Genomic DNA, 12,368 nt, shown 5'->3' on the forward strand with positions numbered 1-12,368 from the left:
TTCAGCCCCCGGGTACTGCATAGCTGCCCAGCAAGGCCTGTACCAGGGCCTCGGTGCGTATCGGTTTGGTCACGTAGTCGTCCATGCCCGCGGCCAGGCAGGCCTCGCGGTCGCCCTGCATGGCGTTGGCGGTCATCGCCACCAGGCGCGGTCGGCCGCCGGCCGGCCAGCGACGGCAGATCTCGCGCGCCGCCTCCAACCCGTCCATCTCGGGCATCTGCACATCCATCAACACCAGGTCGTAGGGCTGGCGCTGCACGCTCTCCACCGCCTCGATGCCGTTGCTGGCCAGGTCGGCACGGTAGCCCATCTGGGCCAACAGGCGCAAGGCCAGTTTCTGGTTCACCGCGTTGTCCTCGGCCAGCAGGATGCGCAGCGGGTGGCGCTCGGCCAGGCCGGGGTCGATACCCGGCCTGTCCGGCGCCGGCGGGCGCGGCGCCAGCGCCTCGCCGGAGAGGCCCACCAGGGCGTCGAAGAGCTGGCTCTGGCGCAGCGGCTTGTGCAGATAGGCCTGGAACAGGCCGTCCTCGGCGCCGGCCTCCTGGCGCCCCAGCGAGCTGAACATCACCAGCGGCAGCTGGGGCCAGGTCTTGCGGATGCGGCGCGCCAGCGTCAGGCCGTCCATGCCGGGCATGTGCATGTCCAGCACCGCGAGGTCGAAGCGACTGCCCTGCTCCAGCAGCTGCAGCGCCTCCTCGCCCGAGGCGCAGTCGTGCGGCAGCATGCCCCATTTGGCGGTCTGCAGCGCCAGCACGCGGCGATTCGTGGCGTTGTCGTCGACCACCAGCAATTGCTTGGCGCGCAGCGCCGGCTGCTGGCCGATGAACTCGCGCCGCGCGCTGGCGGGCAGTTCGGCGGCCGCGGCGCGGATGCAGACATGGAAGCTGCTGCCGCAGCCCGGGCCGGCGCTCTCGGCCCACATGCGCCCGCCCATCAGCTCGGATAACTTCTTGCTGATCGCCAGGCCCAGGCCGGTGCCGCCGTATTTGCGCGTGGTCGAGCTGTCGGCCTGGCTGAAGCTCTGGAACAGCCGGCTCATGTGTTCTTCGCTGAGGCCGATGCCGGTATCGCGCACGCTGAACTGCCATTCGTCGCCGCCCAGCGCCTTGACGTTAAGCACCACCTCGCCATGCTCGGTGAACTTGACGGCGTTGGACAGCAGGTTGAGCAGGATCTGGCGCAAGCGCGTGACGTCGCCCAGCAGCGCCACCGGCAGCTCGCCCTCGAACAGATAGGCCAGGTCCAGCCCCTTCTCGGCGGCGCGCGCCGCCACCAGCTCCAGCGCCGACTCCACGCAATCGCGCAGTTCGAAGGGGTGGCGCTCGATGTCCATGCGCCCGGCCTCGATCTTGGAGAAGTCCAGGATGTCGTTGATGATGGTTAAGAGGGTCTCGCCGGAGTCGCGTATGGTGCCCGCGTAATCGCGCTGTTCGGCGTCCAGCCGCGTGTCCAGCATCAGCCCGCTCATGCCGATGATGGCGTTCAGCGGCGTGCGGATCTCGTGGCTGACGGTGGCAAGGAATTCAGACTTGTGCTGGCTGGCGACCTCCAGGGCGCGCGTGCGCTCGCGCACCTTCTGCTCGGTGAGGGCCTCGTTGAGGCGCTCGTTCTCGAAGCGCATGCGCATCGCCTGCAGCAGCGCCAGGCCATGCTGGTGCGCGAACACCAGCACGATGACGCTGAGCCAGAACATGGTGGCGGCCGCCAGCAGCGCCACCGTGCTGCCCTCGCGCAGCGTCCACAGCACCACCGGCAGCACCAGGGGCAGGCAGAAGGCCAGCACGCTGGGCCGGTGGATGGCCACCGCCGAAGCCACCGCCAGCACATTGGCGAGCAGCGTCACCATCACCACCACCAGGCGCAGCGGTTCGGGCGCGAAATAGCGCACGCAGGCCCAGGCCCAGAGGCTGCCCAGCAGCACATGGAAGAGCTGGATCAGCCGGGCCGCCTGCGCAAACTCCTCGCGTGCCAGCATGCGCTGCTGCCAGGGTGCCAGCAGCAGCAGGTACAGCAGCGTGACGGCCGCCTGCACGCCCAGCCATTGCGCCAGCCCAGGGCTAGTGCCGGTCTGGCCCAGTGCCCAGGCGAACAGCGCCAGGCCCACCGGCGCCACATACATGCCCAGGCGCATGCTGCGCGCCAGATAGGCGTGGCGTGCGCCTTCCATCTGCCTGGCAATCGCCGCCGTCTCCTCAGCCCTCATGGCGCGCCTCGGCATTCAGCAGCGCCTGCACCAGCGCCTCCACGCGTATCGGCTTGGCCAGGTAGTCGTCCATGCCGGCGGCCAGGCAGTCTTCGCGGTCGCCCTGCATGGCGTTGGCGGTCATCGCGACGATGCGCGGCCGCGCCCCGGCCGGCCAGCGCGCGCTGATGCGCCGGCTCGCCTCCAGGCCGTCCATCTCGGGCATCTGCACATCCATCAGCACCAGGTCGTAGGGCTGGCGCTCGACGCTCTCCACCGCCTCCAGGCCGTTGCTGGCCAGATCGGCGCGATAGCCCATCTGGGCCAGCAGGCGCAGCGCCAGCTTCTGGTTCACCGCGTTGTCCTCGGCCAAGAGGATGCGCAGCGGGTGGCGCTCGGCCAGGCCGGCATGCTGGCTGGGGCTGGCGGGCTCCAGCAGGCGCGGCGCATGGCGCTCGCCCAGCAGATTCATCAAGGTGTCGAACAGCTGGCTTTGCCGCAGAGGCTTGTGCAGATAGGCCGCGAACACGCCCTCCTCCACCCCCGCCTCCTTGCGCCCCAGCGAGCTGAACAGCACCAGGGGCAGCTGGGGTCGGGTCTTGCGCAGCAGGCGCGCCAGCGTCACGCCGTCCATGCCCGGCATATGCATGTCCAGCAGAGCCAGATCGCAGGCGCCGCCCGCGTCCACCCAGGCCAGGGCCTGCTCGGCGCTGGCGCAGTCCTGCGGCAGCATGCCCCATTTGGCGGTCTGCAGAGCCAGCACGCGGCGATTGGTGGCGTTGTCGTCCACCACCAGCAGGCGCTTGCCATGCAGCGCCGGCTGCGGGCCCACCAGCCCGCTGCGCAACGCCGGCGCCGCCACCGCCGGCAGCGCGAGCGTGAAGTGGAAGCTCGCGCCGGCGCCCACGCCGGCGCTCTCGGCCCACATGCGCCCGCCCATCAGTTCCACCAGGCGCCGGCTGATCGCCAGGCCCAGGCCGGTGCCGCCGTATTTGCGCGTGGTCGAGCTGTCGGCCTGGCTGAAGCTCTGGAACAGCCGGCCCATGCCCTGCGGGCTCAGGCCGATGCCGGTGTCGCGCACGCAGAAGTGCAGCTGCCCCTGCGCCTGCATGGCCAGGCTCAGCACCACCTCGCCGGCGTCGGTGAACTTGACCGCATTGCTGAGCAGGTTCAAGAGCACCTGGCGCAGCCGCGTCACGTCGCCGTTCACGACGGCCGGCAGCTCGTCCTCGAACACATAGGCCAGGTCGAGCTGCTTTTCGGCGGCGCGCGTGCCCACCAGGTCCAGCGCCGATTCCACGCAGTCGCGCAGGTCGAAGGGGTGCGCCTCGATGTCCATGCGCCCGGCCTCGATCTTGGAGAAGTCCAGGATGTCGTTGATGATGCTCAGCAGGGCATCGCCGCTGTCGCGTATGGTGGACGCGTAGTCGCGCTGTTCGGCATTCAGCGGCGTGTCCAGCAGCAGGCCGCTCATGCCTATGACCGCATTCATGGGCGTGCGGATCTCGTGGCTCATGGTCGCCAGGAAGGCACTCTTGGCCTCGTTGGCGCCCTCGGCCGCGGCCCGCGCCTCGCGCGCCTCGGCAAACAGCTGGGCATTGCGGATCGCCACCCCCACGCCCGCGGCCATGGTGGCCAGCAGGTTCTGGTCGGCCGCGCTGAAGCGCCCCTCGCGCTGGGTGCTCTGCACGCTGATCACGCCGATGGCCCGGCCGCGCACCTTGATCGGCACGCCCAGGTAGGACAGGCTCTGCACCCCGACCTGGGTCGCCCCCAGCGCATCCACCGCCGCGTCCACCGCCTCGTTGATGAGCAGCGCCTCGCCGGTCTCGATGATCTTGCCGGTCAGGCCCTCGCCCAGCGCCAACGGCGTCATCTCGTCGCCAAAGGCATAGGGAAAGCGGATCAGCTGTGCCGCCTCGTCCAGCAGGGCCACATAGACGATGTCGGCGCGGAAGGTCTCGCGCATCTTCTCGCCCACCGTGTGGATCAGCTCGTCCAGGTCGATCTTGCTCGACAGCGCCTGGCCCAGCGCGTTCACCGTGGCGAGCTCGTTGGCGCGCTGGGTGGTCTGCTCGAACAGGCGCGCGCTCTCCAGCGCCACGCTCATGCTGCCGGCCAGGGTGGTGAGCAGGCGCACATCGGCGGCGCTGAAGGCGTTCTCGCGGTCGACGTTGTCCAGGCCTATCACGCCCACCACGCGCGCGCCCGAGAGGATGGGCACGCGCACCAGGCTGAGCGTCTCGGCGGTGCCCGGCAGGGTGCTGCTGACGATGCCCAGCTCGGCCAGGCGCGCGGTCTTGTGCTCGTTGATCAAGAGCGGCTGTGCGGTCGCCAGCAGGTGCCGGCCCAGCGCCGAGATAGTCCCGTCGGGCACCTCGAAGCGCCGGCCGCGCTCCAGCATGTAGTGGTAATGGCGGCGATCCGCCTGCTCATCCAGGCTGGCAATGCTGATGCTTTGCGAATCGAACAGCTCGCGCAGCTTCTCGCCCACCAGCTCGTAGATCGAGTCGGCATCGAGCTTGTTGGCCAGGCCCTGCTGCACGCCGTTGATCACCGCCAGCTCGGCGGCGCGGTCGTCGGTTTCCTTCAAGAGGCGCTGGGTCTCGCCGAACAGGCGCGCGTTCTCCAGCGCCACGCCCATCGACGAGGCCACCGTCTGCAACAGCCGCACCTCGGCCTCGCCGAAGGCCTGCTCGCGCTCATGGTGCTCCAGCAGGATGGTGCCCAGCACGCGGTCGCTGCCGACAATCTGCACGCTCACCGAGGAGATGGCCTGGTCGGTGCCAGGCAGCACCTGCACACCCGCGGCCAATTGCTCGCTCACGCTGCCATACACCAGCGGCGGCCGGCGCGTCAGGTGGCGCGGCTGCAGCGGCTGCGGCGCCACGTCCAGGCGCACGCCATGCTCGTACTCGTAGAGGAAGCGCACCACCCCGGCCTCATGGTCGTTCCAGCGTATGCCGATGTCGTCGGTCCTGAGCACCTCGCGCAGCTTGTGGCCCACCAGCTCGACGATGCCCTGGAAGTCCAGCGAGCCCGCCATGCCCTGCTGGATGGAATTGATCACCGCCAGCTCGGCGTTGCGCTGCTCGGTTTCCTTCAAGAGACGCTGGGTCTGGTCGAAGCGCTGCGCGCTCTGCAAGGCCACACCCAGGGCAGCGGCGATGGTCTGAAGCAGCCGCAGCTCAGCCGGGCCATAGGCATGCTCGCGTTCATGGTCCTCGGTCACGATGCTTCCCAGGGCCAGGTCGCCACTGATGATGGGCACCTTGGCGATGGATTTCGCCTGATCGGTGCCCGGTATCGCAGCGGTGCCTGCCGCGACTTGCTCCGCCACCGAGCCGTAGACCACCGGTTCACGCTGCTCGACCTGCTTGCGCCACAGCTCGGGTTCATGGGCCAGTTCGCGCGGCGGCAGCGTCAGGCGCTGGCCATGCTCGGTCTCGTACAGGTGCAGCACGGCACGCCGCTCATGGTCGAACCAGCGCACGCCGACACTCGGGCAGGCCAGGATCTCGCCGAGCTTGACGCCCACCAGCTCGACGATGCCCTGGAAGTCCAGCGAGCCGGCAATGCCGCGCTGGATGCTGTTGATAACCGCCAGCTCGGCATTGCGCTGCTCGGTTTCCTTCAAGAGGCGCTGGGTCTCGTCGAACAGGCGCGCATTCTCCAGCGCCACGCTCATGCTGTTGGCCAGGGTCTGCAGCAGGCGCACATCGGAGTCGCTGAAGGCGTTCTCATGCTCCAGGTCCGAGAGCGACAAGGCCCCGCACACCTGGTCGCTGCAGATCAAGGGCACAAACACGATGGCCTTCTCGCTCTGCGTGCCCGGCGTGGTGGTGGATCCGTAGCGGCGGTCGGCCTCCTCGATGTTCTCGTTGATGACCAGGGTTTCCCGCGTGCGCAGCACATGGGCGAAGTAGCCGGCGCTGGCCAGCGGCATCGGATCCAGGTTCAGACGTTCGCCCCCCTCCACCACATAGACCCAGTGAATCTGGCGCGTCGCGGGTTCGAAGATGCGGATGCTGAGGTCGCGCCCGCCGAAAATGGCGCGGATCTGTTCGCCCACCGCATCGTAGATGCCCTGCAGGCTGAGCTCGGCCGCCAGCGCTGCCTGCACGCTGTTGATGATGGATAACTCGCAGGCGCGCTGCTCGGCCTGGGCCTTGGCGGCCGCCAGGGCCGCGGTGCGCTCGGCCACCTTGGCCTCCAGGTCAGCGCCCCAGCGCGCGTTGTCCAGCGCCACCGCGGCCTGGGCGGCGAGCAGGGCCAGCAGGTCGCGGTCGGCATCGGCAAAGCGCCCGAAGACACCCTCGATATCGGCATAGACATGGCCCAGCACGCGGCGTTGCGCCACCAGCGGCGCCACCAGGCAGCTGCGCTGCGCCAGCGGCGCGGCGCCGGGCGGGCCATGGCGCAGGCTGACGTTGCGGCTGCGGCGCGCCTCGCGCAGCCAGGGCGTCACCGCCTGCAGCAGCTCCGCCGCCGACTCGCCGCGCGGCAACATCGCGCCGGCGATCTCCAGCGTGCCGCTGCTCTCCAGCACCAGCATCACGCGCTCGGCGCCGGTCAGCTGGGTCAGCTCGTTGATGAGGAACTCCTGCAGCTCGGCCGCGCTGCGCAGCTCGTTGAGGCGCAGGCCGCTGTCCACCAGGCGCTTGAAGGGCTCCACCGGCAGGCTGGGCAGGCGCAGATAGCCCTCGCGCTCGGCCTCGGCCAGGCCGCGTTGCCGGGCCTCGGCCAGCCAGGCGCGCACCAGCTCGCGGTTGCCGGGCACCTTGTTGAGGTAGCTGCGGCGCAGCCCCTCGTCGCGCAGCTCGCGCACGCCGTCGAGCAGGAACACATAGGCCTGCCGCAGCGCGGCCCAGGCCGCCTCGCCACGGCCCAGCGCGGCCAGCGCCTGGCTGTGATGCCACCACAGATGCTGGCGCTGCACGAAGTCGATCTTGCTCAAGCCCTGGCCACGGTGCAGGGCGATGCCGCGACTGCTGGCACGCAGCGCGGCCGCGTACTGGCCATCGGCCAGCAAGGCCCTGGCCAGGCCGTCGTAGGCCGCCATCTGCATGGCCGGATCGCTGCCCGCCAGGGCGGCCCGCTGAGCGGCACGGAACTCGCGCACCGCCAAGGCGCCATGGCCCTGTGCCAGCGCCAGCTCGCCGCCCAGGTTGGCCGCCATATAGGCACCGATCGGGTCGGCATATTGCTGCAGCAGCGCCACATAGTCGGCGCGCGCGGCCTCGGCGGCGGCGTAGTCGCCCAGCTGGATGGCGATATCGCCCAGCGATGCCAGGGTGTTGGCCAGGCCGGCCAGCGCACCCAGTTCGCGCTGCAGGCGCGCATTCGCCTGGCGCAGCTGCAGAGCATGGCGGTACAGGCCCAGCTCCACATAGGCATTGGCGATATTCGAGCGCACCAGGGCGCAGCGCTCCACATGGCCCGCGCGCTGGAAGGCTGCCTCGGCCTGTCGGAATCCCTGCAGCACCGCCGACAGATCGGCCTGCATAAAGGCCAGCAGGTTGAGCGCATTGCCGAGCGCGAATTCGTCGCCGCTCTGACGCGCCAGCGCCAGCGCCCGCTCGGCCGCCTCGCGCGCCTCGGCCGGGTGGCCCAGATTCATCTGCGCATTGGCGACGATCCAGAGCGCGCGCGCCTGGCCCGAGGCATCGCCCAGGCGCGCATAGAGCGCCGCCGCCTGCTCGGCGCTGGGCACGCCCATCTGGCCCTGGCGCAGGCGGAACTGCGCCTCGCCCAGACGCGCGAGCGCCAGCGCGCGCAGCGCCGGCTGGCCGCAGCGATCGGCGCGCTCGAGCGCCAGCGTGGCCAGCGCCAGCGCTTCCTGCAGGCGGCCGCGCCGCATCAGCGCCATGGCCATTGCCGCATAGCCCTGCGCCTGCTCGGCCGCCTGCGCGGCGTCTGGCACCAGGGTCAGCAGGGCCTCGGCGTCGCTGAGCGCCGCATCGAAGCGCCCCAGCGCCACCGCCGATTCGCTGCGCAGCGCCAGCAGGGCCACGCGCTGTGCCAGCGGCAGCCGGGCATCCGCCAATGCCTCGCCGCAGGCGGCGCGAGCCTCCTCGTGGCGCCCGCTCCAGGCCAGCTCGGCGGCGTTGCTCCATGCCGCCGGCATGGCAGCGCCGCGACGGCTGGGCCGGGCGGGCTTGCTGCGGGCGCTGGCTGGCAGGGCTGCGGACATCGTGGACGGCGCTCCGGTCGCGACGATTGAGGCCCGAGTCTAGGCCCGCTCCCGCAAGCAGGGCGCCGGGCTATCCCGGGGTCAGGGCAAAACCTGACACCTGTTGTGGTGACAGCCGCCATCATGTGGCTTTCGACCCGGAGGACTTTTCTTCATGCCCAACAAGAAACTGCTGCTGGCCCTGGTGGCCGGCGCCTGCTGCATGCTGGCCCAGGCCCAGGACACCAAGGTGGCCGTGGGCATCTCGGGCTGGACCGGCTTCGCCCCGCTGACCCTGGCCAAGGAGGCCGGCATCTTCAAGAAGCTGGGCCTGGACGTCAGCATCAAGAAGATCCCGCAGAAGGACCGCCACCTGGCGATCGCCTCGGGCGATGTGCAATGCGCCGCCACCACGGTCGAGACCTGGCTGGTCTGGAACGCCGCCGGCGTGGCCACCACGCAGATCTTCCAGCTCGACAAGAGCTACGGCGCCGACGGCATGGTGGTGAAGCCAGGCATCGCCAGGATCGCCGACCTCAAGGGCAAGACCGTGGCCGCCAGCGCGCCCGGCACCGCGCCCTACTTCACGCTGGCCTGGATGCTCAAACAGAACGGCCTGTCGGTGAAGGATGTGAAGGTGGTGAACCTGGAACCCCAGGCCGCCGCCAATGCCTTCATCGCCGGCAATGCCGACATCGACGCCGGCATGACGTACGAGCCCTATCTGAGCGGTGTGCGTGCCAAGCCCGAGGCCGGCAAGATCATCGCCACGACGCTGGACTACCCGGTGGTAATGGACACCTTTGGCTGCACGCCCAAATTCCTGGCCGACAACCCCAAGGCCGCGCAGGCCCTGGCCGACGGCTATTTCGAGGCCCTGGCGCTGATCAAGGCCGATCCCAAGAAGAGTTACGAGATCATGGGCGCCGACGTCAAGCAAAGCGGCGAGGCCTTCGAGAAGAGCGCCGGCTTCCTGCGCTGGCAGGACAAGGCGGCGAACCAGAAGTTCTTTGCCGAGGAGCACCTGCGCTTCAGCAAGGAGGCGGCGGTGCTGCTGATGGAGCTGGGCATCATCAAGACCATGCCCGACCTTGCCAAACTGGCCGACACGCGCTTCATCGTCAGCAAATGAAACCCTTGGTGCCCGTGAGCCCCGGCAGCAGGGTCGCGCTGGGGCTGGCCTTCTTCGTGCTGTTCACCGCCGTCTGGGCCGCCGCCACCTTCGGCGGCCTGGTCTCCAAGACCTTTCTGGCCGACCCGCTGACCATGCTGCTCTCGGGCTGGACCCTGCTGACGCAGATGGGCTTTGCCACCGATATAGGCATGACCATCTGGCGCGTGCTGGGCGGCTTCCTGCTGGCCACCGCGCTGGCCTTGCCGCTGGGCGTGCTGATGGGCAGCTACAAGCCGGTGGAGGCCTTCTTCGAGCCCTTTGTCTCCTTCGCCCGCTACCTGCCGGCCTCGGCCTTCATCCCGCTGCTGATACTCTGGGCCGGCATCGGCGAGGCGCAGAAGCTGGCGGTGATCTTCATCGGCAGCTTCTTCCAGCTCACGCTGATGATTGCGGTGACGGTGGGCAACACCCGGCGCGACCTGGTGGAGGCGGCCTATACCCTGGGGGTGGGCGATGCCGGCCTGATACGCCGCGTGCTGATCCCCGGCGCCGCGCCCGAGATTGCGGAGACCCTGCGCATGGTGCTGGGCTGGGCCTGGACCTATGTGATCGTGGCCGAGCTGATCGGTGCCTCCAGCGGCATCGGCCACATGATCACCGACAGCCAGGCCCTCTTGGCCACCGACCAGATCATCTTCGGCATCATCGTGATCGGCCTGATCGGCCTGGTCAGCGACTTCGCCTTCAAGGCCATCAATCGCGCCCTATTCCCCTGGGCAAGGCTATGAGCCCCTCGTCCAAGGCGTACCTTGGCCGGTCCCCCGAGGGGACGACGATGCTTGCCGGATTGACCGGCAAGCACATCGCCAACGCGGGCCGGCTTGGCGAGCTGGAGTCGGACACAAGCAGTCCCTGCGGACTGCTTGTGCCTACGCAAGGCCATTGGCCTCTGGCCAATGGCGGCCCGGCGCTCGGCCCGAAGCTTTCGCGGAGCCACTGACGTGAACATACTTTCGATACACGGCGTTTCACGCACCTTTGTCACCACCGGCAGCCAGCACACCCTGGCGCTGCAGGCCACCGACCTGGCCGTGGCGGAGAACGATTTCCTCACCATCCTGGGCCCCTCGGGCTGCGGCAAGAGCACGCTCTTGCGCATCGTCGCCGGCCTGGATGTGGCCAGCCAGGGTCAGGTCTTGCTGGACGGCCGGCCGGTAACCGGCCCCGGCGCCGACCGCGGCATGGTGTTCCAGAGCTACACCCTGTTCCCCTGGCTGACGGTGCTGGACAACGTGGCCTTCGGCCTGCGCGAGCGCGGCCTGCCGCGCAGCCAGCAGGTCGAGCAGGCCCAGGCCTGGCTGGCCAAGGTGGGGCTGCAGAAGTTTGCGAATCACTACCCCAAGCAACTCAGCGGCGGCATGCAGCAGCGCACCGCGCTGGCGCGCGCGCTCGCCAACGAACCACGCATGCTTTTGATGGACGAACCCTTTGGCGCGCTGGACCACCAGACCCGCGAGCTGATGCAGGAGCTGCTGCTGGGCATCTGGGAACGCGAGAAGAAGACCGTGCTGTTCGTGACCCACGACATCGACGAGGCCATCTTCATGGGCTCGCGCGTGGCGGTGATGAGCGCGCGGCCGGGCCGCATCAAGCTGGAGCTGCCGGTCGATCTGCCGCACCCGCGCCATTACGACATCAAGACCAGCACGGCTTTCTCGGCGCTCAAGCGCGAACTGACCGAGGCCTTGCGCAGCGAGGTACTGGCAGCGGCGCTGCTCTGAGGCGGACAATGGGCTGATCATGCCGCGCCGCCTGCTTGCCCTGCTCCTCCTGCTCTGCTGCTCCCAGCAGACCGCGGCGCTCAGCATCGCCTTCATCAACCCCGGCCGCAGCGATGAGGCCTTCTGGGTGGCGGCGTCACAGGCCATGCAGGGCGCGGCGCAAAGCCTGCGCCTGCAGCTGGAGGTGCTGTACGCCGAACGCGAGCCCACGCGCGCCCTGCAACTGGCGCGCGAGATCGCCGCAAGACCGGCCCTGGCGCGGCCGGACTATGTGATCCTGGTGAACGAAAAAGGTACGTTGGTGGCGAATGCGCAGACGCTGGGCGCTGCCGGCATCCCGAGCTTTGCGGCCTTCAGCGGACTGCTGCCGCAGGAACGCTCGCAATGGGCGCCGCGCCAGGGTCTGCCGCTGCTGCTGGGCAGCCTGGAGCCGGGTGCCAGGGATGCCGGCTACATGACCGCCAAGGCCCTGGTCATGCAGGGACTCAGGCAGGGCAAGCGCGGTGGCGATGGACGCGTGCACCTGCTGGCGATTGCCGGCGACCGCTCCACCCCGGTCTCGATCCAGCGCAACGAGGGCATGCGCCAAGCGGTGGCCGAGTTCCCCATGGCGGCCTTGGACGAGATGGTCTATGCCGACTGGAAACGCCCACAGGCGGCCGAGTTGATGCGCGGCCTGCTGCAGCGTCATCCGCAAGCCCGGCTGGTCTGGGCCGGCAGCGACCAGATGGCCTTCGGCGCCATGGAGGCGCTAGAGCAGGACGGCCGCGAGCCCGGCAAGCAGCTGCTGTTCTCCGCCATCAACACCTCCAACGAGGCGATGCAGGCCATCATCAGCGGCCGCCTCACGGCGCTGGCCGGCGGCCATTTCATGAGCGGGGCCTGGGCCATCGTCATGCTGTACGACCATTACCACGGGCGCGATTTCGCCGATGAGGGCCTGGAGCTGGAGCGCCCCATGTTCATGCTGTTCGACAAGCCCGGCGCCCAGCGCTACCTCGAGCGCTTCGGCGCCGGCATCAAGGGCCTGGATTTCCGGCCCTACAGCAAGTATCTGAACCCAAAGCTGCAGCGCTACCCCTTCAGCCTGGACGGTTTGCTGCGCTAGGGCCTGTCAGC

Annotated in this window: 6 protein-coding genes; 4 read left to right on the plus strand and 2 right to left on the minus strand. The window is 69.2% G+C overall.

The window, feature by feature from the left end; translation table 11 throughout:
* Position 1 precedes the first annotated feature (1 nt).
* Positions 2-2,203, minus strand: a complete 2,202-nt coding sequence (locus tag WG898_RS15550) for a response regulator (protein WP_339603712.1) — start codon at positions 2,201-2,203, stop codon at positions 2-4.
* Positions 2,193-8,375 (minus strand): GAF domain-containing protein, encoded by a 6,183-nt coding sequence (locus WG898_RS15555; protein ID WP_339603713.1) that lies wholly within the window; start codon positions 8,373-8,375, stop codon positions 2,193-2,195. The genes WG898_RS15550 and WG898_RS15555 overlap by 11 nt, the downstream gene beginning before the upstream one ends.
* Positions 8,376-8,529: 154 nt before the next feature.
* Here WG898_RS15555 and WG898_RS15560 point away from each other — a divergent pair, with 154 nt between their 5' ends.
* From WG898_RS15560 to WG898_RS15575, 4 genes are all read left to right on the plus strand, one after another.
* Entirely contained in the window at positions 8,530-9,486 is a 957-nt protein-coding gene (locus tag WG898_RS15560) for an ABC transporter substrate-binding protein (RefSeq protein ID WP_339603714.1), read from the plus strand.
* Positions 9,483-10,256 (plus strand): ABC transporter permease, encoded by a 774-nt coding sequence (locus WG898_RS15565; protein WP_444718952.1) that lies wholly within the window; start codon positions 9,483-9,485, stop codon positions 10,254-10,256. Before WG898_RS15560 ends, WG898_RS15565 begins: the two co-directional genes overlap by 4 nt.
* A 213-nt stretch (positions 10,257-10,469) precedes the next feature.
* Entirely contained in the window at positions 10,470-11,249 is a 780-nt protein-coding gene (locus WG898_RS15570) for an ABC transporter ATP-binding protein (RefSeq protein ID WP_339603715.1), read from the plus strand.
* A gap of 19 nt (positions 11,250-11,268) precedes the next feature.
* On the plus strand, positions 11,269-12,357 hold the full coding sequence (locus WG898_RS15575) for an ABC transporter substrate-binding protein (RefSeq protein WP_339603716.1): 1,089 nt from the start codon (positions 11,269-11,271) through the stop codon (positions 12,355-12,357).
* The last annotated feature ends 11 nt before the right edge of the window (positions 12,358-12,368 follow it).

It is taken from the genome of Paucibacter soli (genome assembly GCF_037482845.1).
GTDB lineage: Bacteria > Pseudomonadota > Gammaproteobacteria > Burkholderiales > Burkholderiaceae_C > Paucibacter_B > Paucibacter_B soli.